Source organism: Novosphingobium album (ex Liu et al. 2023), assembly GCF_029076845.1.
GTDB lineage: Bacteria > Pseudomonadota > Alphaproteobacteria > Sphingomonadales > Sphingomonadaceae > Novosphingobium.
The window spans coordinates 386,728-412,044 of record NZ_JARESE010000001.1 but is presented as its reverse complement, the minus strand read 5'-3'; the positions used below and the strand labels follow the sequence as shown (position 1 = coordinate 412,044).

Sequence of the window (25,317 nt, the reverse complement as noted above, 5' to 3'; positions counted from 1 at the left end):
TCTTGCACAACGGATGTCGAACGGGCAAGAGCAAACCAGCTGAACATTCCGATTTGGAGATAACGGAGCTTGATCCTAAAGCAAAAAACGATGCTGGTTAGCCGTTTACTTTGGGCAAGCGCACTAGCGGCTTTCCTGAGTGGATGTGGCGCGACGCAGCATCCGGATCTCCCGCTCGGCACTGACATGGCCGAGACGTTTCCGGTCCCCACGCTTGCGCAGGCGATGGCGCAGCTTCGCCTCAAGCCTTATGATACCGTTATCGTCAGGGTCTATCAGGAACCCCAGCTCGGCGTCGAGAACGGGACCATTGATGCGGCCGGAAATCTGGTGGTGCCCATCCTGGGCGAAGTCCCGGCGGCGGGCCGCTCTCCGTACGAACTCTCGCAGGACATCGCAGGGCGCCTGGGCGCCAACCTGCTGCGCCATCCCAACGTGACGGTGGAACGCACCGGCGGCCTGCTCGACCGGGTGACGGTGACGGGCGCGGTCAAGAATCCCGGTGTCTACACGGTGAAGGGCCCCGCAACCCTCGTCGATGTCCTGGCGCTGGCGGAAGGGACCACCAACGTGGCGCGGCGCAGCGACGTGGCCATCATCCGCCAGGTCGACGGGCGGCGCGCCGGCGCGATCTTCGATCTGGCGGCGATCGAGCGCGGCGAGGCTGACGATCCCGCAGTGCTGCCAGCCGACAAGATCGTGGTGGGAACGTCCGCCATTCGTCAGGGCTACAGGGATCTGCTCACGGCAACTCCGCTGATCGGCATCGCGTTCAGGTATTTCTAGATAATGGGGGACGCCATCAACCAGATGAACCCGGGCAAGGCCGCGATCCTTCCCGACGAGATCGAGATCGCCGATCAGTCGCGTCTCGATCTGCGGCGGATGTGGGCGGCGGTCTACCGAAACCGGCTGATGATCATCGCCACGATCGCCATCAGCCTGCTCATCGGCCTGCTCGTGACGATGTTCACGACGCCTATCTATCAGGCTTACGCCACCATCCAGATCGACCCGCGCAACGCGCAGGTACTGAGCAAGAGCGCCGACGTCGAGCCCGACATCGATGGCGGCACGGCGGCGGAAGAGCGCTTCCTCAAGACGGCGGTGGACGTCATTCGCAGCCGGGCGCTGGCCGAACGCGTCGCCGAGAGCCTCAAGCTCTACACCAGCAACACCTTCTTCCAGTCGATGCAGATGCCCGAACCCGCCGCCAACCCCAGCGGACTCGCCGGCGTCAGCGAACAGCGCCGGCGCGCCGTTCTGTCGGCGCTGATGTCCTCGCTCGAGGTCCAGCCAAGTCGCGAATCGCGCATCGTCTCGCTGAACGTCTCGAGCCCCGACAACCGCCTCGCGACCGAGATCGCCAATGCCTATGCGCAGAACGCGATCTCGTACAATCTGCAGCAGAAGGTCGAGGTGACGGCCTACGCCCGCAAGTTCCTCGAGGAGGAACTGGCGACCGCCAAGCTGCGCCTCGAGGATTCGGAACGCGCCGCCATCGCCTATGCCCGCGAGGCCGGCCTGCTCGATCTCAACATCACCAAGGCCTCCGACAAGACCAGCAACAGCACGGCGCAATCGCTGGTCAGCGGCAACCTGCTGGCAATCAACGAAGCCCTGAGCGCCGCCACCGGACAACGCATCGCCGCGCAGGAACGCTATGTCGCGGCACGCACCAGCCCGACGAGTTCGCTGCCCGAAGTACAGGGCAACCCGACGGTCCAGTCGCTCATCCGCGACCGTGCCGCCCTGCAGGCCAACTATGCGCAGATGGCGGAACGCCGCCAGAGCGAGTTCCCCGAAATGCGCCAGATCCGCGCGCAGATCGGCGAGCTGGACTCGCAGATCGCCCAGATCTCCAAGGGAATCGTCGGCGGGCTCAAGCAGAACTACGATTTCGCCGTAAGGCAGGAAGACGAGCTGCGCGGCCAGCTCAATGCCTTGCGCTCGACCGCTCTTTCCGAGCAGGAACGCAGCGTGCGGTACAACATCCTGCGGCGCGACGCGGATACCAACCGCTCGCTCTACGATTCGCTGCTCCAGCGCTATCGCGAAGTCAGCACGGTCGCGGGCATGAGCGCGGCCAACGTCGTCCTGCTGGACAGTGCCCAGGTTCCCACCGCGCCGATTTCCCCCCGACCGCTGATCAACCTGCTGGTGGCCCTGCTCGCCGGCACGGCGATCGCGGTGGCGCTTGTCTATCTGCGCGAGACCTTCGACGACGCGGTCCGTTCGCCCGAGGAAGTCGAGGAGAAGCTGGGCACCCAGTTCCTCGGCGCCATTCCCAAGCTGCAGGACGACGAGACGCCCTTCGAACAGCTCGACGATCGCCTCTCGGCCTTCAGCGAGAGCTATCTGGCCTTGCGATCGGTGCTCAGCTTCTCGACCGCCGAGGGCTTGCCCAAAGTCATCCTGTGCACCAGCAGCCTTCCCTCGGAAGGTAAATCGACCACCGCCATCGCCTTGGCCCGCAGCTTCGCCGCCATCGGCAAGAAGACGCTGCTGATCGATGGCGACTTGCGCAAGCCGACCGTCCACTTCGCGCTCGAACTCCCGCGCGAACCTGGCTTCAGCAACGTAATCGTCGACCGTGACACATTCGCGCAGGCGGTACACACCGAAATCCGGCCCAACCTCGACGTGCTGACCTGCGGCACCATGCCGCCCAACCCGGCGGAACTGTTCGGCGGCGAACTGGTCGCCGGCACGATCGACCTGGTGGCGGACAAGTATGACGTGGTCATTCTCGACGGACCGCCGGTCATGGGCCTTGCCGACGGGCCGCTGCTGGCCTCGATCGCCGATGGCACGCTGCTGGTGGTCGAAGCCGGGCGTGGCCACCGCGGCCAGACCAAGGTCGCCATCCGGCGCCTGCGCGCGAACAACGCGCGCATCATCGGCGCGGTCCTTACCAAGTTCGACGCCAGGCAGAGCGGCTACGGCTATTCGTACGAATACAGCTACGCCTATACATATCATTATGGCCATCAGGCCAAGGAGAGAGCCAGGTCCTTCTGGCCCTGGTCCAAGAACCGGAAGTAATGCGGCCGCGGCCCCTTACCCTGACGCGGGTCGGCTTCGCGATCGGGCTGCTTGTCGCGGGGGGATTTGGCTGCCTCCAGGCCTTCTCGACGACGATCATCCGCTACAACCCCGCCGCCGTGCTGGTGATGGGGCGCAAGGATACGCCGACCGGCCGATCCGCCACGGCGCAGATGGCACTGCTCATCGGCCAGCCGGGCACGGCGATCGCGCTGGCCCGCGCCAGTCTGGCGGCACGCCCGCTCGATCCGGCGACGCTGCGCACGCTGGCACTCGCGCAGTTGCGCGGCGGCGCGGTCGACGACGCAGCCCGGACCCTCACCCTGGCCTCGCAGCTCGGCTGGCGCGATCGGGCGATGCAGAAGCTGCTGCTGGGCTTCGCCTTGCGCGCGGGCGATGTCAACGCGGCGGCGATCCGCATCGACGCGCTGGCGCGGCAGAAGATCGACCCCGCCGGAACGGTCGCCGCGATGCGAGCCATGCTGCTTCTGCCAGGGGCCGCCGAAGCGCTCGCGCAGCGGCTTGCCGAGCGGCCGGCGTGGCGCATCGATTTCCTGCGGGCGACCGATGACCTTCCCCAGCAGGCCTATGCGCCCTGGATGGCGATGCTGGCCGAGCTGGCCCGGCTCCACGCTCCCGCCGCGCCAGAAGAGATCAATGTCTTCGAGCGCACGCTGATCGCCAAGAGCCAGCCCACCCTGGCCATCACCGCGTCACGCCGTTTCGGCACGCTGGGTTCGCCGTCACCGTCGGGCCTGGAGCGGGTGTTTCAGGGGCTGGATCTTTCGCCTTTCGTCTGGGCTGTCAGCCCCGGCCGCGAGGGTTCGGTCACGCAGGAGCGCCCCGGCGCGATTACGGTGACGAGCCAGGGCCAGAACCGGCAGGCGCTCATCAGCCGCATCTTCCCCATCGCGCCCGGCGAGCATGTGCTCAAGATGCGCGTCACCGATCAGGCGGGCGATGCCGACCGCGCGTTCGCATGGAGCGTCAAATGCCTGTCGGCGAGCGGCGAACTCCCCACCCGGATTCGCTCGCAGCCCGTGCCCGACGGTAACATGGCGCAGATCGCGTTCACCGTCCCGTCCGACTGCACGGCGGCAAGCGTCACGCTGATCGCCCTTCCCGGACAATTGCCCCGACAATATTCCGCGACCATTTCCGACCTGCGTATCGACTAGCCGTCGGCCTTGTCCTCAACGAACGTCGCCAATGAACGGAAAGATTGTGCCCTTCGTCTACGCCAGCCTGCCATCGCGGCACGACTTTGGCCTGATCCGGCTTGGCGGAGCAGGCTTGGGCAATTGCTTCTTCGTCTATTTCGCCGCCTTTGTCATGGCACGGAAACTCGGCCGGCCGCTGGTCGCGCCCGAATGGTCGCATCTGCGCCTCGCGGCGATGCTGCGCGGCGTGCGGGACTTGCGCCGTTACGGACTGCTGCTGCGCGCCGCGCCCGACGAATGGACCGGCGAGGCCCGCCTGCGGGCATTGCTGCGGTTGCTGCGCCCGCACGAGACAGTGGCGACCGGGCCCGCGATCACGCGGGAAGCGATGGCCGAGGGACCGCTCAGAGTGGTCCTGGGCGATTATACCTTTGACGGCCTCGGTGCCCATCGTGATGCCATCCGCGCCCGCTTGATCGAGATCTCGCGATCGCCGCGCCCGATGCCGCGATGGGGCAGTGAAGGCTATGCGGCGGTTCATGTCCGGCTGGGCGACTTCTTCCCGCCGTCCGAGGACCCGAACGAACGCGACGATTTCAATCGTCGTATCGCCTTCGACTGGTACCGGGGCGCGATCGCGGGTGTGCGCCGCCGCCGGCCTGACATGCCCATCCGGCTCTATTCCGACGGCAGCGACGGCGAGCTTGCGCCCCTGCTCGATCTGCCGGGCATCTCGGTCCGACGCGGGCCGGACGCCCTTTCGGACCTTATCGGCCTCGCCAGCGCGTCGCTGCTGATCGGTTCCAACTCCACCTTTTCGCGCTGGGCGGCATTCCTGGGTGATATGCCCTCGATATGGCGCGCACCGCCCGGCGGCGGCGAGAGCCCGGTTTCCCGGGACACGCCCCTGCTGGTGATCGACAACGATTTCGGCCGGATCAAGGGCCTGCCGCCCGGTCCGCCATGCTGACGGCCGCGCGCGCGCGATCGCCATCGCACCGCACCAAGGCGCAGTTCTCGCTGGCGCTGAACTTCCTGTCGCGCGCGCCTTCGTTCCTCGGCCTGCTGTTCTTCATCCCGCTCATCCACGAGGGACTGGGCGACGCGCGCTATGGCGAGCTGATGGCGGCGATGGCGCTGGGCGGCCTGGCCTCGGTACTGTTCAGCGGCGGCAACATCCTCGGACGGCGCCGGATCGGCGAAGCCATGCTGCAGGCACGGCACGAGCAGGAAGCCCGCGCCTTCCGCACGCTGGCCCGCGCCTCGCTGCTGGCCGCCCTGACCGGCGCGGTCGCGGCGGCGGCCTATGCGGTGTGGGAAGATCGGGGCACGCTGTTCTTCGCCATTGCCATGCTGCCGATCATCAATGGGCTCACCGGCGCGATGGACGAGGCACGGGCGGCGTACAACGAACACTACTTCACCGCCGGGGCGCAGATCTGTTTCCAGATCCTGGCCTATGCCCTCGGGCTCGGCATCGGCTGGGTATCGCGCAATCCGCTGGCGGCGGCCCTGGTCATGATCGGCCCCGGCATTTTCGCCAGCCTGCTGACCGGGGCCTTCCTGCTGATCCGGCGGCCCTACCTGCTCCACGGCTCGGCGCCACCGGCCTGGAGAGCACTGGGCGAAGGCCTGCCGATCGGCCTGATCGATGGCCTCGTGATGATGGCGGTCAATTTCTCGGTGGTCATGGTGCAGACCGACCTGCCGCCCGAGGCCGGGGCCTGGTATGTCACGATCGTGCGCCTGTTCATGATCGCGCTGGCGCCGGTCCTGCTGACGCTCGTGCCGCTGACCAGCTACATCCGGGGAATCTGGGACCAGCACCATGCCAGCCGGCAATCGCGGATCATGACGGCCTGGCTGGCCGTCTCGCTGCTCTACGGCACGGCGACGGCGCTGGCGCTCTGGCTGGCCAATACCTTCTATGTCGATCGAGCGATGGGTGTCGCGGCACCCATGAGCCAGTTGCAGGCCCTGCCGATCTACGCGGGGCTCGGCGCGGTGGTGGTGTTCAAGTGCTTCTCCGGCCTGAGCTACATGGTCTTGGGCCCGCGCCGCCTCAACCTGGCGCTCGGCGTCACGCTCACCGTATCGCTTGCCGCCGCGATCCTCGGGCATGTCTGGCACGGCGTCCTCGCCGCCGTTCAGTCGGGTGGCGCCGCCTTCGCCATCGGCCTTCCCCTGGCGATCCTGGCGGTCCACTCGCGCGGCGCCGAGGATACCGCACCCGAGCGCTGATGCCCGAGTATACGGCGGGGCCGGTGCGTATCAGGGAATCGAACCCTGGAGCCCCAACAACTCCAGCACCGCATCGGCGAACCGGGCGGAATCGGCATCGTGCGCGCGGTCGTGCGAACCTTCCACGAAACGACGCCACAGCGCTTCGTCGGTGTCGAGCGCGTGCATCGCCAGCGCCCAGGCGTGGATGTCGTCGCAGTTGAGAATGAAGCCGTTGACGTAGTTGGCGATCAGCAGGTCCTTGGCACCGACATTGTCGCCGGCGATGATCGGCAGGCCCAGCGCCAGCGCCTCGTTCACCACCAGCCCCCACTGCTCCTCGCTGCTGGGCAACACGAGACACAGCGCGCCGGCCATCTCGCGCGCGACGACTTCCTGCGAGACCGAACCGAGCAGGACGACGCGATCGGCGATGCCCAGATCGCGGATCTCCGCCGCCAGCGTCTCGCGCAAGGGCCCATCACCACAGATACGCAACGCGCGGTGCGTCCGGGGCATCGCGGCGAATGCGCGCAGGGCGGTCTGGATATTTTTCTTGGGCACCATGCGCGCCACGATGAGGAACGGACGCTCCCGCCAGGGCGGGGCCACGCCCTGAGCCAGCGTGCGCATCCGCTCGATCGAAAGCGTATCGTAGCCGACCGCGATCGGCCGCCGTTTCAGCCCGAGAAAGCGCATGTAGGCGACCGCCCGCGCGCCGGACGCGAAGCCCGCGCGATAAGGCATGAGCAGGAACCGCTTGAGCAGTTCCAGCCGCAAGTGACGCGGCTTGTCGTCGAACTTGGAATCGAGCATGATCACCGGCGCGCGCCCTTTGAGCGCTTGCCAGACAGCCAGCGCGAAGCGCGCGGGATGCTCATAGCCGGCCACGAAAAGCTGATCGATGCCGGCCCGCCGGATCGCCGCGTTCAGGGCGAACGCGGTGGCCAGTTCGCCCACGTCCTCCGCCAACTTGCCGGGGAACAGGGTGATGCGCGACACCTGGTCGCTCGGCCGGCATTCGGGCCAGTCATAGACCCGACTGCGGGTGGTGATCTCGATAATGCTGACCCGGCCCCTCTCGCCCAGCGCGCACGCGACGGCTTCGGCGCGATCCATGTGGTAGTCGCCGCTTTGGTCCCACAGAAAGGCGACATGGCACGGGCGCGAGGTCATGCACGCTGCCCCCGCTTGCCGGCCAGGGCGACGAGGTCCGCCTCGAACCGGCTGAGAATCGCATCCGCGCTCCAGCGTTCGCGCGCGCGCAGCACCGCTTCGCGCCCCATCGCCTCGCGCCGCGCCGGATCGTCGGCCAGCGCGGCGATCGCCGCCGCCAGGGCCGCGGCATCGCCAGGCTCGGTGGCGATGCCGCAGCCGGCGATCTCCTCGGCGATGCCGGTGCCCGCGGCCGCCGTGGCGATCACCGGGCGGCCCGAGGCGAGCATGTTGCACAGCTTGGAAGGCAGCACGAGATCGGCCGCTTCGGGCCGTTGCGGCAAGAGGTGGAGATCGGCGCAGGCCAGCATCGCGGCAAGATGCTCGCGCGGCTGCAGGTCATGGAACTCGATGTTGCCGAGGCCCTCGGCCGATCGCACCAGTTGCTCGCGATTGGGCCCCTCGCCGCAAACGACAAAGGCGATGTCCGCGCGCTCGCGCAGCAGCCGCGCGGCATCGACGATGATGTCGATCCCCTGCTTGTTGGCGATATTGCCCGAATAGAGCGCGACGATCCGGTCCCCCAGCCCCCAGTCGCGCCGGTAATCGGGCGCGGAAGCGAGCGGCGGCGCGGGCGGATCGGACCAGTTGCGCAGTTCCGACACCCGGTCCGCGGGAACGGCCTTGTCCACCAGCCGCGCGCACATCTGCGGCGAGATGCTGCTGGCATGGTCGAAGCGCCGGAAAATGCTGCGCTCGACCGCCGCGCCGGTCCGCGCGAGCAGGCTTCCCTTGCCGAGCAGATCAGTCGCCAGCGCGGCCTCCAGCTCGAAATCCTGCACATGCACCCACGATCGCGCCCGACACGAGCGCGCCGCCAGCACCGCGACCGGCGCCGCCATCAGCGAGGGCGCCACCGCGACGACCGCATCGAACCGCCCGCGCATCCGTTCGCGCAAGGCGGCAAGGCCACTGGTGAGCAGGAAGCTGACATGGTGCACAAGGCGCTTGAGGCCGCTGGGGCTGGCCGGCACATAAAGCGGGCACCGCACCACCCGCACGCCGCCCTCGCGGCTAACGCGCCATCCGCCGCGCCATTCGCGATCGACCCGCCAGCCAGGGTAATAGGGCTTGGCCGCGATCACCGTAACCTCGTGCCCCCGGGCCGCCAGCGACTGCGCCATTTGTGCCGAATATGGACCAATTCCAATGGGCTCGGGAGCATAATTGATAGTTAAGACGGCAATCCGCACGTCGGCTCCTGCACAATAAATCCATAACGGATATAGCTGTAGCGCAGCATGGAAGGACCGCAAGATGCCGCAAGCGCGATATTGCGCTGCAACAGCGTTGTCTTGCCGGTATGGGATAGGTATGTTTCCGCGAGTCCAGCGTCTCGCCGGATCGACGCACCTCAGGAGATTTCGTGGTCAAGTCGGTCGTAATCCAGCGCGTCGTCCCACACTATCGCGTTCCCGTTTTCCGCAAATTGCACGAGGAGCTGGGCTGGCAGGTCGCCTGCGCGAACGTCGGACCGTCGCATGGCCTGAATTGCGCCTTGCCCAAGGACCACGCCTGGCTGACCGGGTTCGATTTCCAGCGGCAGAAAAGCAACGAGTATCGGGCGAAAGTGCCGCTGGCCCAGATCTTGCGGGAAACCGGCGCGGAAGCGCTGGTGTGCGAATTCTCGCTGCAGCTTTCGAGCACGTGGCGGCTGGCGCTGGGCGGCGCGGCGATTCCCTTCGCCTTCTGGTCGCAAGGCTGGAATCGCGAGCGGGGGTTCGAACGGCTGAAGGACCGCATCGTCCAGAAGACGCGGCTGCTGCTGCTCGGCCGCGCCGACGCCCAGCTCGTCTACAGCGAGGAAAGCGCCCGGTACCTGAACCGGGAACTGGGCGCAAAGATGCCGGTCTTCGTGGCCCGCAACACGCTGGCGATGGACGAGATGCCCGGCCGCGCGATCGATGCCAGCCCGGTGGATCCGCTGGCGCCGCATATCGTCAGCGTCGGCCGGCTGACGCCCGAAAAGCATGTCCCCCGCGTGATCGAGGCGTTCCTCAGGCTGCGCGCCAGCTTTCCCGGCGCGCGCATGACCGTGGTGGGCGACGGGCCGGACCGGCCGGCGGTGGAAGCAGCCGCCACACCCGGCGGCGAGGCGGTGACGCTGCGCGGCGCGGTCTACGATGAGGACGAGATCGCCAAGGTGTTCCAGAGCGCGAGCCTGCTGGTAATCGGCGGCAGCGTGGGCCTCAGCGTCAATCACGCGCTGGCCTATGGCGTCCCGGTGATGATCTTCGACGATGCCTTCGCCAACCATCACCACCCGGAACATGCCTATGTCATCGAAGGGACCACGGGCTTCCGGGTCCGGGACACCGGCGTCGATGGCCTGGCGGCGGCGATGCGCCAGGCGCTGGCCCCGCCCGGCCCGCGCGCCGCACTGAAGGAGAAGCTGAGCGCCTATGTCGAGCACGAATTGAGCATGGATCGCATGATCGACGGATTTCGCGGGCTGGACGAGCATTTCGCCCGGACGCTCAAGAAGCCGCGAGCCTAGCATCGCTTTCAGCTCGGCGCCCGCCGGTGCAAGGATTCCGATAATGCCCGAGATACCCTTCGTGGACACCAGCGAGGCCATCCCCCTGACGATCCTCCTGTCGCTTGCCCCGCCCGACGGGACCACGCGCTATGTCGATCAGGTGACCGCCGCCGCGCCGCCGCAGGTCAGCTTCCGCTTCTTCTCCTGGCGGGAGGCGCTGTTCGGCCGGTACGACGCCTTCCATGTCCACTGGCCCGAGTTCCTGATCCGCGACGGCCATCCGGCCCGGCGCATGGCGCGGCTGGCGCTGTTCCGCCTTCTGCTGGCACGCCTGCGGCTGCGCGGCGCGGCGCTGGTGCGAACGCTGCACAACCTGCACCCGCACGAACCGGGCGACGCCTTCGAACAGCGCAGCCTCGAGCGGTGCGACCGCCATACCGATCTGTTCATCCGGCTCAATGCCGCGACCCCGCTCGAGGGGAAGACCGGGGTCACGATCCTGCACGGCCACTATCGCGGGCGCTATCGCGGGGTGGAGGGGCTGGCGTTCGAGCCCGGCCGCATCCTCTATTTCGGGCTCATCAAGCCGTACAAGGGCGTCGAGCGCCTGCTGGAGGTGTTTCGCGGCATGTCCGACGCCGATCTGCGCCTGCGCGTCGTCGGCAAGCCGAGCGGCAGCTTGCGCGAACTGGTCGAAGGGCAGTGCCGGGATGACCCGCGCATCACCGCGCGGCTCGAATTCGTGCCCGACGACGTGCTCGCGCAGGAAGTGTGCGGGGCCGAACTGGTCGTGCTGCCGTACCGGGAAATGCACAATTCGGGCGCGATCCTCGTCGCGCTATCGCTCGACCGGCCGGTACTGGTGCCCCGGTCGCCAAGCAACGCGATGCTGGCCGCCGAGGTCGGCCCGGGATGGATCAACATGTTCGAAGGCGAACTGACGTCAGACATCCTGCGCGATTGCCTGGCCCGCGTGCGCGACACGCCGCGCGCCGCGCGCCCAAGGCTGGAAGGGCGCGACTGGAGCGTGGTGGGAGACCTCCACTACAAGGCCTACCGTACCGCGATCGCGTTGCGGCGCCAGGAGGCGGCATGTCCGGCATGACACCGAACTTGCGCGCTTGCCGGCCATCGCGATGACCGGCGCCGCCCCGCACGGCCTGCTGCCGGCCGACCTGCTCGTCCCCGATGTGTGGAAGAGCGCGGAACCTACTTATGTGTTCAACCCCTGCATCGTCGCGGTCGATGCGCGGATCTTTGCGTTCTACCGCGTGGTGCGGGCAGACCTCGGCCGCAGGATAGCCGCCTGCGTCATCGATCCGCTGACGCGGCAACCGCTGCCGGGATCGGCCACGCCCTTTTCCGACGCGATCGGGGCGGACAGCGACTGGTATGCCGACCCGCGCGTCTATACCATCGGCGGCGAGATCCTTGTCTATTGGAACACCGGCTTCGCGAACGAGGGCGAGAACGATCAGTTCCTGATCCGCGTCGACTGCGATCGCCTCGCGCCCGCCGGCAAGCCCATCCGCATCGAGATCGACGGCCCGCGCCAGAAGATCGAGAAGAACTGGATCCTGTTCGAACAGGGCGGCAGCCTCTTCGCGATCTATTCCATCGCGCCGCATCGCGTTCTGAAGCTCCGGCACTGGCACGAAGACCGGATGATCTTCGCCGACTTCGCGACGACTTACTGGAACTCGCACCCGATCAGCGATCGCTTCGGCCTGCCCCGGGGCGGTGCGCAGCCGGTACAGCGCGGCGACAAGCTCTATCATTTCTGCCACGCTTCGCTCCGGCGCCCGACCGGCTCGGTCTACGTCGCCCAATGCTACGAGTTCGAGGCCGAGCCGCCCTTCGCCATCCGCCGCTTCACGCTCGAGCCGCTGCAATTGCCCAATCCGCTGGGCGAACGCTTCACGCTTCCCAAGCTCAATCCGAAAGTCAGATCCGTGGTCTATCCCGCCGGCAACCTGCCGCTCGACGGGGACCAAGTGCTCCTGTCCTACGGTCTCAACGATGAGGCCTGCGCGCTGGCGCCAGTACCCTTCGCCGATCTCGACCGGCAACTGTGCCCGGTCAGCGCGGTGAACGGTATGCGCTGGCGATCCGAGGACCGGCTGATCGACTTGTGGGAACGAACCAGCCGACGCTTCCCCGCGCTCGGGCGGGTGCGGCCGGCACGATGAGCGAGGCTCCTCCCGCCTCCGTCGGCCAGGCCGTCACGCGCGGCGCGGGCTGGATGATCTCGGCCACCGTCATCGGCCGCTCGATCGACGCGCTCAACATCATGATCCTGGCGCGGTTCCTGATGCCGAAGGATTTCGGCCTGGTCGCGCTGGCCACCACGCTGTTCACGATCCTGACGATCATCACCGAGTTGCAGATTTCCAACGCGCTGCTGATCATCAAGAACAGCGAGAAGGACCACTACGATACCGCCTTCACCCTGTCCGTGCTGCGCGCGCTGCTGGTGGTCGTGGGCCTGACCTTGGGCGGCTTCGTGCTGAGCACGATCTACCACGATTCGCGCCTGCAGTGGATTTGCCTCGCCTTGTGCCTCTCGCCGCTGGCCGGCGCGTTCCAGAGCCCGCGCTATGTCCTGATGTCCCGCAAGCTGCAGTTTTCCAGGATCGCGGGCATCGAGATGTCGAGCAAGGTCGCGGGCTTCATCGCCACCGTGACCACCGCCTTCCTGACGCACAGCTATTGGGCGATCGTCGTCGGGCCGATCGTCGGGTCGGTGACGCTGAGCGCGATCGTCGGCGCGATGCTGCCGTTCCGGCCGCGCTTCACGATCGTGCGCTGGCGCGAGTTGCTGAGTTTCTCGGTTTGGACCAACCTCATCTCGATCACGACGACGCTGTCGGGGCGGCTCGACAACTTCTTCGTCGCCGGGATCCTGAGCCGGACGATCCTGGGCTATTACACACTGGGCGATACGCTGGCGAACATCCTCTACAGCGCCATCCTCAATCCCCTGCAGCGCGTGCTGTTTCCCGGCTTCTGGCAGCTCGTCCACGCGCCCGAGCGGCTGAGCGCCGCCTTTGCGCGCAGCCAGCAGATGCTGGCGATGCTGGTGCTGCCCACCGGCGTCGGCCTGGCGCTGGTGGCCGATCCGCTGATCGCGCTGATGCTGGGGCCGAAATGGCACGTCGCGGCAACCGTGGTGCAGTTCGTCAGCCCGATTTTCGCGCTGCAATCGATGATCGCGCCGATCAACGCGGTGCTGCTGGCGATGGGCAAGCAGAAGATCCTGTTCTTCCGGTCGCTGACCGTGCTCTTCGTCAGGCTGCCACTGATCCTGGCGGGCTTGTATTTCTGGGGGCTGTATGGGTTTTTGTGCATGAGAGTGTTCAGCGGCGGATTTGTCGTGGTGCTGCTCAATTCCACGCTCGTAGCGCGGTTCCTCGGCATTTCGATTGCCGCGCAATTCCGCATGATCTCGCGCTCGGTCGTCTCGGTCATCGCCATGGCCGCCGCCTGCATCGCGCTGCGCGGCGCCATGGGGACCGGGCATTCGCCGCAGATCCTCGTGCTTCAGCTGGGATCGATCGTGACGCTGGGGGTCTGCGTGTTCTTCGCCAGCCATTTCGGGCTCTGGCTGGCGAGCGGTCGGCCCAAGGGGCCCGAGACGGAAGTGCACACGCTGCTTTCCGCCTTGCGTTCCAGGTTGAGGACGCAGCCCAGATGACCACGTTCACCCTGGGCTATCACAAGTCGGCGATCGGCAATGTCGGTGATGATCTCAATCCCTGGCTGATTGAAAGGATGCTGCCCGACCTCCGCTTTGGGGAATCGGGATCGGTGCTGCTGTGCATCGGCTCGATCCTGGTTTCGGAAAAATGGGATGGGTTCGATCGCAAGCTGGTGCTCGGCACCGGCGCCCGCTCGAAGGCGCGGGTGCCGGCGCTCGATGAAAGCTGGGATATCCGCTTCGTGCGTGGACCGCGTTCGGTCGAGGCGCTCGGTGCGGGCGAGGCGATCTCTGATCCTGCGCTGCTGCTGGCGCGCTATGTGCGGCCCTCGCCCAATCGCAAGGGCATCGGCATCGTCCCCTATTTTCGCACCAACCATGCGCTGTGGCGAGTCATCGCCGCGCAGCTCGGCGCGCGGCTGATCTCGCCCCGGATGCCGGTCGAGCCGTTCCTCGAGGCGCTCAATTCATGCGAGCGGGTGTTCTGCGAGGCGATGCACGGCTCGATCTTCGCCGATGCGCTGCGCATCCCCTGGCGGCCGGTCACCTTCCGCAACGTGCGCAACGAGGGCGAGACCCACCACTTCAAGTGGAGCGACTGGGTCGGCTCGGTCGAGCTGGACTTCGATCCGGTGGTCCAGCCGATCGACCGGATGAAGGACTGGCCGCAGGCAGGCCTCTGGGGCAAGGCGAGCACCGGCTGGAACTGGCTGCAATGCAGCCGCGAACTGGCCGGCCGGCTGAAACGGGAACTGCGCGAAGATGCGTTCCAGCGCAGCGCCGACAGCGTTTTCGAGGATCGGATCGAGCGGATGGCCGCCGTCTTCCGGCAAGTGAACGAGGAATTTCGTTGATCCGGCCCACCGGCTGACCCGGCGCCGCCCGCCTCACGCCCCGGCGATGCGCGCCACTTCGCGCTCGACGGCGCGAACCGCCTCGCGCGCCTTGTCGCAGGCCGCGACGAGTTCGACCCGCCGCGCGAACTGCCGCTCCAGCAGGGCGACGCGCGCCTCGACATCCGGGCCGCTCGCGGTCTGGGCGGAGCCCGGAAAGCCGATCGCGTCGAAATGCCGGCCGATCTTCTCTTCCTCGCGGTCGAGCAGGCAGAGCGGCACCGCGCCTTCGGTCGCGGCGATGATGAGCACATGCAGCCGGTCGCTCACCGCCATGGCGGTGCGGCGGTAGAGCGCGCGCAGCGCGTCCTCGGTGGCGACGAAATCACCTTCCACCCACGGCGCCAGCGTGCCGCCCAGCCTGGCCGCGAGCATCTCGCAGCGCGGCATGTCGCGGGCGACCTGGCAGACCACGGCGATGCCAAGCTCGCGACGCTGCGCGAACAGGCGCAAGGCTTCCAGCCATTCCTCCGAGGGTTCGGGCCGGTCGATCCGCAGCGAGACGACCAGCTGGTCGCGCGGGCCATCGCCCTGTTCCGCGCCGGGCGTGCCATCGCCGAAGGCCCAGTCGGGCATCACTTGCCCGATCTTCATTTCCCGCGCCGTGCGCACGTCGCGCCAGCCGACCAGCGCATAGGGCGCGAATGCCAGACGCAGCGCCAGGCGCCGCCACGGGTTCGCCGGACTGCGGGCACCGACGCCCAGCACGAAGCTCGCCCCGCCGCGCCGGGCGATGCGGCGAAGCGTGAGCGAATGGAGCAGATCGCGGCCGAGCCGACGCCCTGTCAGCACCAGTTCGCCCGGCTTCTGGAAGTAGAGGATCCGCTCCCGGCCGAGGGCCGAGCGCAGCGCCGAGTTCCAGGCTTCGGCATCGGTCTGGACGTCATCGCGCTCGCCGTCGACCACCGCGCCCACATAGGGCGCGTCGAGAGTGTGGGAGACGATGTGCAGCTTGCCGAGCCCGCGCAGCGCCTTCAGCATGGAGCGGTGAAGCACGACATCGCCGAGGTTGTCGTGCTGCCCGGCAATGCTCACGAATATCTTGCTCATTCGAAATTTCCGCTAGTTTGCAACGCCCGGCCCGGTCGCAAGCCGAGACGGAGCGCGGTCGTGACCTCCCGCCCGGATGCGGCGCAAGGACACCGCGAGCCGGGCAATCGCGCCTTCGTTCCCGTCCGGTTGATCCGATAAACCAATCTGATCTGGATGTTTCAACGCCGATATGGATATATTCTTCGGCGGGATTGTCGCGCGGAATTTTGCGTCGCAGCAAAATTTGTCGGCAATCGCTGCGCGGCGGGATCGCCCGTACGCAAGGGGCGGGAGCGAAGAGACGATGGCAAGCGAACCGGCCCGCGATGGGGGCGGGCAGACGGGGTCGTGCGAATGACGCAGGAGCGAACGAGGCGCGACGATATCCAGGGCCTGCGCGCCATCGCGGTGGTGTCGGTGCTGCTGTTCCACGCCTTGCCCCGGACCTTCCCCGGCGGATTCATCGGCGTCGACGTGTTCTTCGTGATTTCGGGCTACCTCATCACCGGGATCATCCATCGCGAGGCGATGGAAGGCCGGTTTTCCTTCGCGAACTTCTACAGCCGCCGCATCCGCAGGATTTTCCCGGCGCTGTTCGCCATGCTCGTTCCCACGCTGGCCGTGGGTATCGCCATCCTCTCGCCCGACGAGTTGCAGGCGCTGGCGCGATCGACGATCGCGGCGATCTTTTCGGTGTCCAACATCTATTTCTGGAGAACCTCGGGCTATTTCGCGACGGCGGCCGATTTCCTGCCGCTGCTGCATACCTGGTCGCTCGGCGTGGAGGAGCAGTTCTACATCTTCCTGCCCGTGGTGGTGCTGGCCGTCGTCCGCTTCGCGAGGGGCTACGCCGGATGGATCTTCGCCGCCGCCTTCGTCGCCTCGCTGGCGCTTTCGCAAGCGGTGCTGCACGTATCCGCCAGCGCTTCGTATTTCCTGCTTCCGACGCGCAGCTTCGAATTGCTGGCGGGATCGATCCTGGCGGTTGCGCGGCTGCCGCTGCCGTCATCGCCCCATGCACGCAACGCGATGGGCCTGGCCGGCATTGCTCTGATGATCGGGCCCGTCTTCGCCTTTTCCGAAGCGACGCCGTTTCCCGGCCTCAACGCGCTGTACCCCACGATCGGCGCCGCGCTCGTCCTCCATGCCGGCTCGGGCGCCGGCCGGCCATGGGCCTCGCGGCTGATCTCGACGTCGGGCTTCCGCTTCTTCGGCGATATCTCCTATTCGCTCTACCTGTGGCATTGGCCGATCCTGGCCTATCTGCGCGTGCTGTACGGCAACCACCTGCCTTCCCCGCTGGCCGGCGCCGCGCTGATGGGCGCGACTGCGCTTGCGTTTCTGTCATACCGGTTCATCGAGCAGCCGATCCTGCGCTGGCGCGCCGGTCCGTTCCCGTTCGTCCGCGCCGGGGCGCTGGCGATGGCTTGCGGCAGTCTCGCGGTCGTTCCCATTCTTCTGGCGAAGGGCTTTCCCGCGCGGTTCCCAGCACGGAGCCTGGCGCTGTTCGATACGGTCAACGATCACAATCCGGTGCGCGCGCGGTGCCACAACGATGGCGGCGCGCCCAGGCCCTATGCGCGCAACTGCATCTTCGGCGATCAGGGCAATGACCGGCTGATCGCCGTCTGGGGTGACAGTCACGGCGCCGAGCTGGCCTATGCGCTCGGCCAGCAATCGCGCGAACTGGGCCGCAACGTGATCGAGGTCACCGCATCCAATTGCCCGCCAGCGCTCGATTACCGGCCGGCCGACCGACCGAACTGCATCGCCCACAACCGCGCCGCGCTCGACGCGATCATCGCCGATTCGCGGGTCGATACCGTGATCCTCGCCGCCAACGGCATCAGCTACGACGACGATCCCGACGGCTTCCGGCAAGGGTTCGAGGCAGCGATGACGAAGCTGCGCGATGCCGACAAGACGCTGTTGGTGGTCACCCAGTTTCCCTGGTTCCAGGCCGATCCTCCCATAGCGCTGGGCTATGCGGCGGCGCGGGGGGAGGAACTGGACGGGTTCGGCCGGCCGCTCGCGGAATACGAGAGCGGCGCCTCGCAATGGAACCGCGACCTTGCCGACATGGCCGCGAGGACCGGCGCGCGGCTTGTCTCGACGACCGACGCCCTGTGTCCGGGCGGCTTTTGCCCGATGCACCGGGAGGGGGTCGGCGCGCTCTATTTCAACAAGAACCACGTCAGCCTGCGCGGAGCGCGCCAACTGACGAGCCGGCTCGTGCCGCTGCTGCGCTCCGCCGACGATCAGGGCACGGGCAACGGCCACACTCTCGCCGCCGGATCGAACCCGTTGCGTTGAACCCGTCCGCCATGCGCGCGGCCGCCGCGGTTCGCGGGCGCGCGCGTCAGGAAGCGAGCGGCACGGGCGGCGGCGAGGGCTCGGCGGGCGTCGACGGCCCCGGCAAGCGCTGCGCGAGGCGCTGACCAAGCTTGATCCCGGCCCGCTCAACCGTGAAATACATCAGGATGCTGAGCGGGATGGCGATGAGGATCGCCGCGAACTGGATGACCACCATCGACCATTGCGTCACTGCAAAACCCGTCATGATCGCGCTGGCGAGCGCGATCTGCACCGGGCGGTGGACCAGATAGAGCGAATAGCTGGCCTCGCCCAGCAGCTGGAACGGCCGCGTGGTGGTGAAGAAGCGAAAGATCGCCCCCGTAACCGGGGCATTGCGTTGCCAGAGCATGTACGAAAAGAACACCGCCCACAACGCGATCGGCAAGGGTTCGGGAATGACGAGCATCACCGCCATCGCGATCGGCACGCCGACCAGCAGCGGAGAGAGCGAAAGCCGCGACAGCCGCTCGAAGCCCAGGCGCGAGACAATTCCCACGATGAACCAAGGCGTGGATGCCGCCAGCGAGGACTGGATATCGTAATGGCCCAGCAAACCCAGTTCATAGGCCGCGAAGGCGCCCAGAGCGATCGCCACGACCAACAGCGTCTGCCACGGCTTGCGGAACGCCGCGATCACCAGCGGGGCGACGAGATAGAACTGCCATTCGAGCGAGATGCTCCACGCGGCCGGCACGAAAGTCATCGCCGCGCGGTTGAGGACGGCATCGGGCACCGCGCCATGCATCATGATGCCGTGCAGCAAGAAGTGAGGCCAGAAGTTCCGGTCCATCTCCCCCCTGATCTCGACGATCTGCGCCGAATACCGGGCCCATGACGGGGACGACCAGGGCACGTTGCGTACGATCCACGCCCAGTCGTCCCAGATGAAATATCCCGCCGTCAGGCACAGGACATAGGCCGGGTAGAGGCGGAAGAACCGGCGGACGATGTAACGCGGATAGGTTTCGCGCTTGACCAGCAGCAGGTTGGTGATGACGAACCCGCTGATGATGATGAAGACCATCACGGCGGAATGCCCGTTGAGGAGGACTTTCAGGATCGCGTTGGACTTGTCGAGGAAGCCGGCAAGCTGAAGCCCGTGACCGACCGCCACCCACAGCGCGAGATATATCCGCAGCCCAACGATCTCGTTGAAAAACATCGGCTTCGAAGCGATCATCGGCCACCCTCCCCAGGCAGATCCACGCGCGCGGTAACGGCGTGGAGGTTCTGCCGCATCACCGCGAGCACGCGCTCGACCATGTGAGCGGCAGTGAAGTGTGCCAGCGCGTGGGCTCGGGCCTGCGCGCTCATGTCCGGCCAGCGCGGGCGATCGGCCAGCACGCGTTCAAGCGCGGCGGTGAATGCTTCCAGGTCCGGCGAGGGGATCAGCCAGCCGGTCTTCCCGTCGACCACCGTCTCGGCGGGCCCGCCGGCGCGATGCGCCAGCACCGGCTTGCCCAGCATCATGCCCTCGATCACCGACAGGCCGAACGGTTCGGGATCGAGCCGCGAATTGGCCACGATATCGCTGACCTGATAGAAGCCGAGCATGTCGTTCTGCTCGCCCATCAGGTGAATCCGGTCGGCGATGCCGTGGGCGGCGGCCTCTTCGCGCAGCTTCGCGACATAAGGCGTGTCCATCGGGCCGCCGCACAGCAGCAGGTGCACGTCCCGCGCCTTTCCGCCCAGCGTGGCGATGGCGCGCAGCATCTGCAACTGGCCCTTGTTCTCCACCATCCGGGCGAACAGGCCGATCACCACCGCCTCGTCGGGTATGCCCAACCCGGCGCGGGTGCGGTTGCCGTCCAGCGCAGGGTCGAACTCGGCCGGATCGATGCCGAGATGGCAGACGTGGCGCTGAAAGGCGCCGGGGCCGAGCGACGCATCGGTGAAGCGGCTGTTCGCCAGCGGGACCAGGTTGCCATGGCGAAACAGCGCGCGATAAAGGCGCTTGTTGAGATCGAGCGGATAGCCCGAGTTGATCTCGTTCGGGACCATCCAGAACGCTTTCACCCCGGTCATCCGCGCGGCGGCCGAGGCGGCGAGGGTTTCCAAAGGGCTGCACAGCAGGATCGCCTCGCTCCCGGTCTCCCGCACGCAGCGCGCCAGCCGGCGAGCGGCGGCGATCTGCGCCCCGCCCCGCGATCCGATCCCGACGAGCTTGCCCAATCCGCCTCCGCTCACGCTTCTGGGTGGCCCTTCGGCAAAGACCGTCGCCGGCCATTGCCGCTGCTTCAGCACATCGGCGAGGCGCCCCGTACCGCTGAGCGCCGCGAAGTGCACCGCGACCCCGCGCGCGGCCAGGCCCTCGGCCATCGCGACAAGGCATCTGCGGATGCCGTAACCTTCGGTGCCGGTTGCGAAAACAGTGATCCGCTCGGGTCTCAGCCGTTCAAATTCCATGCGACCCTTGTGCCTGTCTGTCTGCCCGCCGGCTCCGGTCGGCGGGGTGACGCTAGTCCCTGCTCGGCTCGCCACCCTTGCCGAGACGGCGCAATTCTTGAAGCTGCACCTGAAACACCTTGATATCGACCACGGCGATCCTCGCCTTGCGGCGCAAGTCCAGATCGGACAGGGCCAGCCGCTTCATGCGCGCCGCCAGTTCGATGGCGAGCTTGCGCTTCCAGCCTCCCATCGAAACCTCGGCATATTTCTGCCACCGGCCGCCCATGGTGCGCCTTTCCTTCTGGAACAGTTCCGCGCGCGTGCCCCTGGCGGGATGCTGGACCACGGCCTGCGGGGCGAAGACGACCTTGCGCGATTGGCCAATGCGGTTGGCCAGTTCGGAATCCGCAGTCGATTTCAGGCTACTGTCGAATCCTCCGCGTTCCTCCAGCACCGCCCGGGGGCTGAGCCAGTTCGCCGTCATGCAGCCATTGGCGCTGGTCATGCGCTGCTGGTTGAGCGCGTGCAGGCGCTCGTAATCGGCGACCAGCGGGTCCGCGTCGGCCCCCGACTGGAAAAGGCGGATGTCCCCTCCGGCCACGCCCGCGTCGGGATGCTGGAGCAGCGTGGCTATCCCCTTCTCCAGCCAGTCGGGCTCGGGAATGCAGTCGGAATCGGTGAACGCGACATAAGGCGCGGTCCCATGCCGGATGCCGGCATTGCGCGCGCTGTAGGAGCCGGGCGCGGGCTCGCTGAGCAGTGTCGCCCAGGCGAACCCGCGCACCACGTCGGGCGTGTGGTCGGTCGATCCGTTGTCGACCACAAGCACGTTCATGAGCTCGCGCGGGTAAGTCTGCCTGCCGATCGCCTCCAGGCAAACGCGGATATCATCGGGCCGGTTCCAGACCGGAATGATCACGTCGACGGGGGGAAGCGCGTCCCCGTTCAGCATGGGTTACCCGATGCCGCAACCAGAGCGCCTTGCGGCTCCGTGATGGTATCGGTCCACCGGAACTCCAGGCGCGCCGTCATCCCGGAACGCCGTGCGAAAGCCGCGACGGCAGCCGCGAACCGATGGTCACAATGCGAGAATCGCGCGGGCTTTTTCATCCGATATGGACCATACCCAGTCAGGGCGCCGGGGCCAAGGCCCCACGTCGGGCGATCGCGATCCGCGCGCCGACCGGGGGCCGGATTCCCGCCCGGATCAACGCCATGGCGGCGGCGGCGGCCGCGACGATCTCCTTGCCGCCCGGTCCTATCTGTGTTTCTAGAACGGGCGACCCGTCAGATTTATACCTCCGCTTGGGCAAAAATGTAACCTAGATGGAAATCCCCTATGTCTTGTCCGGCGCGGCCGTCGGCTTCCTGGTAGGGCTGACGGGCGTGGGCGGCGGATCGCTCATGGCCCCCATCCTCATCATCCTGTTCGGCTATACCCCGGCGCTCGCGGTTGGCACGGACCTGTGGTTCGCCGCTATCACCAAGCTGGTGGGCGGCACTTTGCACGGCCGGATCGGCACGCCGAGCTGGCAAGTCGTGCGGCGGCTGGCGCTGGGCAGCGTTCCGGCGGCGGTGCTGACGCTGCTGTGGCTGGGCCTGTTCCACGGCGGCCGGCTGGAAGCGGGCATGCTGATGCGCATACTGGGCGCGGCGCTGGTGGCCACGGCCTGCATCACGCCGATGAAAGAGCGGCTGAGCGGCCCGCTCAAGCAGTTGCGCGTTCGCATCGGGCCCCGGTTCCGCTCGCACCAGCTGGTCGTGACGGTCGTGGGCGGTGCCCTTGTCGGCTGCCTCGTCACGCTGACCTCGGTGGGCGCGGGCGCGCTGGTCGCCGTTTTCCTCATGCTGGTGTATCCGCTGCGGATGGACGGCAAGACACTGGTTGGCACCGACATCATCCATGCCATCCCGCTGGCGCTCGTCGCCGCGATCGGACATTCCTGGCTGGGCAATGTCGACTGGTCGCTGCTGGGCAACCTGATCGCCGGCTCCATTCCGGGCGTCACGCTCGGGACTTTGGCGACGGGCCGGATCAAGGACACCGCGATCCGGCTGTGCCTTGCGATCATGCTGGCGATTTCCGGGATCAAGCTGCTGTGGGGCTAGGCCGCGCGAAAAAGCCTTTCCTTCGCGCCCGCGCTAAGGCAGCGCGCGGCGAGGATCGCCCACCGGCGGTTGATTCGTCCCAGCGGCGGTTTCGCGCCCGGCCCAACCCGAACTGTTCGAAGTGGTGTTCATGACCGATAAAGTCCCCGTCCTCGTAACCGGCGGCGCCGGCTATATCGGCAGCCATGCCGTGCTCGCGCTGGTCGATAGCGGCTGGCCGGTCTGCGTGATCGACAACCTTTCCACCGGCTTCCGCTTCGCCATTCCCGAAGGCGTGCCGCTGTACGAAGGCGATATCGAGGATGGCGCACTGCTCGCCCGCATCTTCGCCGAGCGGGGCTGCCGCGCGGTGATGCACTTCGCCGGGTCGATCATCGTGCCCGAATCGGTCGAGAACCCGCTGAAATACTATCACAACAACACCGCCAAGAGCCGCGCGCTGATCGCGGCGGCGGTGACGGCGGGCGTGCCGCATTTCATCTTCAGTTCCACGGCGGCGACTTACGGCATTCCCGAAGTCTCCCCCGTGACCGAGGACAGCCCGAAGATCCCGATCAATCCCTACGGCATGTCCAAGCTGATGACCGAGACGATGCTGGCCGATACCGCCCGCGCCCATCCGTTCAACTACTGCGCGCTGCGCTATTTCAACGTGGCCGGCGCCGATCCGCAGGCGCGCACCGGGCAATCGACCGCGGGCGCGACGCATCTCATCAAGGTCGCAGTGGAAGCCGCGCTGGGCAAGCGCGATCATGTCAGCGTCTTCGGCACCGATTACGCCACGCCTGACGGCACCGGCGTGCGCGACTATATCCACGTTTCCGATCTCGCCGCCGCACATGTGCTCGCGCTGGAAGCCCTGATCGCCGAGCCGGCGCGTTCGCTGACGATGAACTGCGGCTATGGGCGCGGCTTCTCGGTGCTCGAAGTGCTCGACGCGGTCGACCGCGTGACCAACCACACGATCGAGCGCCGGCTGGAAGGGCGCCGCGCGGGCGATCCCGATTCGCTGATCTCGGACAATCGCCGGATCAAGGCGACGCTGCCGTGGGAACCCCGCTATGCTGATCTCGACACCATCGTCGGCCACGCGCTCGCCTGGGAACGGCGCCTCTCGGAGATTCGCGGCTGAGCCGATCGCCGCCGCCGATGAAGTCTTTGCTTTTGCCCGGCCGCTCTGACAAGCATGGCCGCCCGGCAACGCATTGCGAGACAGGCCCATGACGATCACGCGCGAGGCGGTGCTGGCGATCATTGCCGAGGAATCGCGCATCCCGCTGGAAAAGCTCGCGCCCGAGGCGACGCTGATCGACCTCGACATCGGCTCGATCGACATCGCCAGCGCCGTGTTCGAGATCGAGGAGCGGTTCGGCGTCACGATCGAGCCTGACGCCATTTCGCGCGATTTCACGCTGGGCCAGTTCGTCGATCACGTCATGAGCCTCGCGCCGGGATGAACCGCAAGGTCGTCGTCACCGGCACGGGCTGCGTCAGCGGGCTGGGCGTGGGGACCGCGGCCAACTGGACGCGCGCCGTGACGGGCCAGGGCGCGATCCGGCCGATCGAGCGGGTGATCTGGCAGGATGAGCCTGACTTCACCATCCGGGGCATGGCCGCCTGGATCGCGCCGGAGATGCTCGCGGCCGCGATGCCGGCCCGTGACTTGCGCAAGCTGGGCCTGCTCGACGATTTCTCGCGCTTCGCGCTGATCGCGGCCGATGAAGCCGTGCGCATGGCCGGGATCGACGGCCATCCCGCGCTGGCCGAGCGGACCGCGGTGGTGATCGGCTGCGGCAGCAATGGCAACGCGCTGGTCGATGCCGCGTTCGAACGGCTCTATGCGCGCAAGACGCGGCGGTTCCATCCGCAGACGATTCCGGCCTCGATGATCTCGGTCCCGGCCAGCCACGTCGCGATGATGCTGGGCGTGCACGGGCCGACGCTGGTGCTGGCCAGTGCCTGCGCCTCGTCCTCGCACGCGCTGGGCGAGGCGATGCGCATGGTGCGCGAAGGCCGCGTCGATGTGGCGATCGCCGGCGGGACCGAGGCTTGCATCACGCTGGGAGCGTGGTTCGCGTGGAATTCGCTGGGGGTGCTGGCGCCCGATACCTGCCGCCCGTTCTCGACCGGCCGCAAGGGCATGGTGCTGGGCGAAGGCGCGGCGATGCTGGTGCTGGAAAGCGAGGCGCACGCGCTGGCGCGCGGCGCGACGATCCTGGGCGAGCTGGCCGGCTATGGCGCGACATCGGATGCCGGCCAGATGACCGCGCCCGACCAGCGCACGGTCGAAGCCGCGATCCGGCTGGCGCTGGCCGACGCCGGCATCGGCGCCGAAACGCCCGCGCTGGTTTCCGCCCACGGCACCGGCACCGAATTGAACGATGCCTGCGAGGCGGCGGCGCTGCGCGCGGTCTATGGCGATCGGATGGCGGACAACCTGGTGATCGCCACCAAGTCCGCGCATGGCCACCTGATCGGCGCCTCGGGCGCGCTGCAATTCGCGCTGGGCCTGCGCGCGCTGGCCGAGGGCAGGGCCCCGCCGGTGCTGGGCCACGTCGCCGCCGATCCGGCCTGCGCCATCCCCCTCGCGCTCGCCCCCACGCCGATCGCGCACGACGTGCTGGTGGCGAACGCCTTCGCCTTCGGCGGGCTCAACGCGGTGCTGGTGGGCCGGCGGTATTGAGAGATTGTTGGGAAATGCGCCTATCAGCGCATTTCCAACCA

Annotated in this window: 21 protein-coding genes; 15 read left to right on the top strand and 6 right to left on the bottom strand. The window is 67.2% G+C overall.

Translation table 11 applies throughout. The features are described 5' to 3' along the window. The first annotated feature begins 186 nt into the window (after positions 1-186). The 5 genes from PYV00_RS01935 to PYV00_RS01915 are packed head-to-tail and all read left to right on the top strand — an operon-like array spanning position 187 to position 6,446. A complete protein-coding gene (locus PYV00_RS01935) occupies positions 187-786 on the top strand; it encodes a polysaccharide biosynthesis/export family protein (protein ID WP_275226556.1) in 600 nt (199 codons plus the stop codon). A 3-nt stretch (positions 787-789) separates the two neighbouring features. Beyond that, the gene (locus PYV00_RS01930; protein ID WP_275226555.1) at positions 790-3,045 is read left to right on the top strand and encodes a GumC family protein; all 2,256 of its coding nucleotides are present in this window, start codon (positions 790-792) and stop codon (positions 3,043-3,045) included. Further along, positions 3,045-4,223: a hypothetical protein gene (locus tag PYV00_RS01925; RefSeq protein WP_275226554.1), complete on the top strand. Its 1,179-nt coding sequence runs from the start codon at positions 3,045-3,047 to the stop codon at positions 4,221-4,223. Before PYV00_RS01930 ends, PYV00_RS01925 begins: the two co-directional genes overlap by 1 nt. Before the next feature lie 31 nt (positions 4,224-4,254). Next, positions 4,255-5,175: a hypothetical protein gene (locus PYV00_RS01920; RefSeq protein ID WP_275226553.1), complete on the top strand. Its 921-nt coding sequence runs from the start codon at positions 4,255-4,257 to the stop codon at positions 5,173-5,175. Continuing rightward, the gene (locus tag PYV00_RS01915) at positions 5,169-6,446 is read left to right on the top strand and encodes a hypothetical protein (protein ID WP_275226552.1); all 1,278 of its coding nucleotides are present in this window, start codon (positions 5,169-5,171) and stop codon (positions 6,444-6,446) included. Before PYV00_RS01920 ends, PYV00_RS01915 begins: the two co-directional genes overlap by 7 nt. 30 nt (positions 6,447-6,476) lie before the next feature. Here the strand turns inward: PYV00_RS01915 and PYV00_RS01910 are convergent, their stop codons facing one another. Continuing rightward, a complete protein-coding gene (locus PYV00_RS01910) occupies positions 6,477-7,601 on the bottom strand; it encodes a glycosyltransferase (RefSeq protein WP_275226551.1) in 1,125 nt (374 codons plus the stop codon). Beyond that, entirely contained in the window at positions 7,598-8,833 is a 1,236-nt protein-coding gene (locus tag PYV00_RS01905; RefSeq protein ID WP_275226550.1) for a WcaI family glycosyltransferase, read from the bottom strand. The genes PYV00_RS01910 and PYV00_RS01905 overlap by 4 nt, the downstream gene beginning before the upstream one ends. A 173-nt stretch (positions 8,834-9,006) precedes the next feature. On the opposite strand from PYV00_RS01905, the gene PYV00_RS01900 reads away from it, so the two are divergent. The 5 genes from PYV00_RS01900 to PYV00_RS01880 are packed head-to-tail and all read left to right on the top strand — an operon-like array spanning position 9,007 to position 14,670. Then, the gene (locus PYV00_RS01900) at positions 9,007-10,137 is read left to right on the top strand and encodes a glycosyltransferase family 4 protein (protein ID WP_275226549.1); all 1,131 of its coding nucleotides are present in this window, start codon (positions 9,007-9,009) and stop codon (positions 10,135-10,137) included. A gap of 43 nt (positions 10,138-10,180) precedes the next feature. Continuing rightward, positions 10,181-11,224, top strand: coding sequence for a glycosyltransferase (locus PYV00_RS01895; protein ID WP_275226548.1), 1,044 nt, complete (start codon positions 10,181-10,183; stop codon positions 11,222-11,224). 31 nt (positions 11,225-11,255) lie between these two features. Then, on the top strand, positions 11,256-12,308 hold the full coding sequence (locus tag PYV00_RS01890; RefSeq protein ID WP_275226547.1) for a hypothetical protein: 1,053 nt from the start codon (positions 11,256-11,258) through the stop codon (positions 12,306-12,308). Beyond that, a complete protein-coding gene (locus tag PYV00_RS01885) occupies positions 12,305-13,813 on the top strand; it encodes a lipopolysaccharide biosynthesis protein (RefSeq protein WP_275226546.1) in 1,509 nt (502 codons plus the stop codon). Before PYV00_RS01890 ends, PYV00_RS01885 begins: the two co-directional genes overlap by 4 nt. Then, a complete protein-coding gene (locus tag PYV00_RS01880; RefSeq protein WP_275226545.1) occupies positions 13,810-14,670 on the top strand; it encodes a hypothetical protein in 861 nt (286 codons plus the stop codon). Before PYV00_RS01885 ends, PYV00_RS01880 begins: the two co-directional genes overlap by 4 nt. A 33-nt stretch (positions 14,671-14,703) precedes the next feature. Here the strand turns inward: PYV00_RS01880 and PYV00_RS01875 are convergent, their stop codons facing one another. Next, entirely contained in the window at positions 14,704-15,759 is a 1,056-nt protein-coding gene (locus PYV00_RS01875) for a polysaccharide pyruvyl transferase family protein (protein ID WP_275226544.1), read from the bottom strand. Between the two features lie 336 nt (positions 15,760-16,095). Between PYV00_RS01875 and PYV00_RS01870 the strand changes: the two genes are divergently transcribed. After that, a complete protein-coding gene (locus PYV00_RS01870) occupies positions 16,096-18,054 on the top strand; it encodes an acyltransferase family protein (protein ID WP_275226543.1) in 1,959 nt (652 codons plus the stop codon). 46 nt (positions 18,055-18,100) lie between these two features. Here the strand turns inward: PYV00_RS01870 and PYV00_RS01865 are convergent, their stop codons facing one another. The 3 genes from PYV00_RS01865 to PYV00_RS01855 are packed head-to-tail and all read right to left on the bottom strand — an operon-like array spanning position 18,101 to position 21,436. Next, entirely contained in the window at positions 18,101-19,276 is a 1,176-nt protein-coding gene (locus tag PYV00_RS01865) for an acyltransferase family protein (RefSeq protein ID WP_275226542.1), read from the bottom strand. After that, positions 19,273-20,502 (bottom strand): glycosyltransferase family 4 protein, encoded by a 1,230-nt coding sequence (locus PYV00_RS01860; protein ID WP_275226541.1) that lies wholly within the window; start codon positions 20,500-20,502, stop codon positions 19,273-19,275. The genes PYV00_RS01865 and PYV00_RS01860 overlap by 4 nt, the downstream gene beginning before the upstream one ends. A gap of 52 nt (positions 20,503-20,554) precedes the next feature. Beyond that, positions 20,555-21,436 (bottom strand): glycosyltransferase, encoded by an 882-nt coding sequence (locus tag PYV00_RS01855; protein WP_275226540.1) that lies wholly within the window; start codon positions 21,434-21,436, stop codon positions 20,555-20,557. A gap of 374 nt (positions 21,437-21,810) precedes the next feature. Between PYV00_RS01855 and PYV00_RS01850 the strand changes: the two genes are divergently transcribed. The 4 genes from PYV00_RS01850 to PYV00_RS01835 all read left to right on the top strand — a co-directional run bounded on the left by PYV00_RS01850 (position 21,811) and on the right by PYV00_RS01835 (position 25,276). Further along, entirely contained in the window at positions 21,811-22,593 is a 783-nt protein-coding gene (locus tag PYV00_RS01850; protein ID WP_275226539.1) for a sulfite exporter TauE/SafE family protein, read from the top strand. A 130-nt stretch (positions 22,594-22,723) separates the two neighbouring features. Then, the gene (galE, locus tag PYV00_RS01845; RefSeq protein WP_275226538.1) at positions 22,724-23,725 is read left to right on the top strand and encodes a UDP-glucose 4-epimerase GalE; all 1,002 of its coding nucleotides are present in this window, start codon (positions 22,724-22,726) and stop codon (positions 23,723-23,725) included. A gap of 88 nt (positions 23,726-23,813) precedes the next feature. Next, positions 23,814-24,050, top strand: a complete 237-nt coding sequence (locus PYV00_RS01840; RefSeq protein ID WP_275226537.1) for an acyl carrier protein — start codon at positions 23,814-23,816, stop codon at positions 24,048-24,050. Next, a complete protein-coding gene (locus tag PYV00_RS01835) occupies positions 24,047-25,276 on the top strand; it encodes a beta-ketoacyl-[acyl-carrier-protein] synthase family protein (RefSeq protein WP_275226536.1) in 1,230 nt (409 codons plus the stop codon). The genes PYV00_RS01840 and PYV00_RS01835 overlap by 4 nt, the downstream gene beginning before the upstream one ends. Positions 25,277-25,317 lie beyond the last annotated feature (41 nt).

Excerpts from the sequence above, each read along its gene's own strand:
- PYV00_RS01930 (WP_275226555.1), top strand. The coding sequence starts at position 790 with ATGGGGGACGCCATCAACCAGATGAACCCGGGCAAGGCCGCGATCCTT.
- PYV00_RS01880 (WP_275226545.1), top strand. The coding sequence starts at position 13,810 with ATGACCACGTTCACCCTGGGCTATCACAAGTCGGCGATCGGCAATGTC.
- PYV00_RS01895 (WP_275226548.1), top strand. The coding sequence starts at position 10,181 with ATGCCCGAGATACCCTTCGTGGACACCAGCGAGGCCATCCCCCTGACG.
- PYV00_RS01850 (WP_275226539.1), top strand. The coding sequence starts at position 21,811 with ATGGAAATCCCCTATGTCTTGTCCGGCGCGGCCGTCGGCTTCCTGGTA.
- PYV00_RS01910 (WP_275226551.1), bottom strand. The coding sequence starts at position 7,601 with ATGACCTCGCGCCCGTGCCATGTCGCCTTTCTGTGGGACCAAAGCGGC.
- PYV00_RS01915 (WP_275226552.1), top strand. The coding sequence starts at position 5,169 with ATGCTGACGGCCGCGCGCGCGCGATCGCCATCGCACCGCACCAAGGCG.
- PYV00_RS01865 (WP_275226542.1), bottom strand. The coding sequence starts at position 19,276 with ATGATCGCTTCGAAGCCGATGTTTTTCAACGAGATCGTTGGGCTGCGG.
- PYV00_RS01870 (WP_275226543.1), top strand. The coding sequence starts at position 16,096 with ATGACGCAGGAGCGAACGAGGCGCGACGATATCCAGGGCCTGCGCGCC.
- PYV00_RS01935 (WP_275226556.1), top strand. The coding sequence starts at position 187 with ATGGCCGAGACGTTTCCGGTCCCCACGCTTGCGCAGGCGATGGCGCAG.
- PYV00_RS01855 (WP_275226540.1), bottom strand. The coding sequence starts at position 21,436 with ATGCTGAACGGGGACGCGCTTCCCCCCGTCGACGTGATCATTCCGGTC.
- PYV00_RS01860 (WP_275226541.1), bottom strand. The coding sequence starts at position 20,502 with ATGGAATTTGAACGGCTGAGACCCGAGCGGATCACTGTTTTCGCAACC.
- galE (WP_275226538.1), top strand. The coding sequence starts at position 22,724 with ATGACCGATAAAGTCCCCGTCCTCGTAACCGGCGGCGCCGGCTATATC.
- PYV00_RS01835 (WP_275226536.1), top strand. The coding sequence starts at position 24,047 with ATGAACCGCAAGGTCGTCGTCACCGGCACGGGCTGCGTCAGCGGGCTG.
- PYV00_RS01885 (WP_275226546.1), top strand. The coding sequence starts at position 12,305 with ATGAGCGAGGCTCCTCCCGCCTCCGTCGGCCAGGCCGTCACGCGCGGC.
- PYV00_RS01875 (WP_275226544.1), bottom strand. The coding sequence starts at position 15,759 with ATGAGCAAGATATTCGTGAGCATTGCCGGGCAGCACGACAACCTCGGC.
- PYV00_RS01840 (WP_275226537.1), top strand. The coding sequence starts at position 23,814 with ATGACGATCACGCGCGAGGCGGTGCTGGCGATCATTGCCGAGGAATCG.
- PYV00_RS01920 (WP_275226553.1), top strand. The coding sequence starts at position 4,255 with ATGAACGGAAAGATTGTGCCCTTCGTCTACGCCAGCCTGCCATCGCGG.
- PYV00_RS01925 (WP_275226554.1), top strand. The coding sequence starts at position 3,045 with ATGCGGCCGCGGCCCCTTACCCTGACGCGGGTCGGCTTCGCGATCGGG.
- PYV00_RS01890 (WP_275226547.1), top strand. The coding sequence starts at position 11,256 with ATGACCGGCGCCGCCCCGCACGGCCTGCTGCCGGCCGACCTGCTCGTC.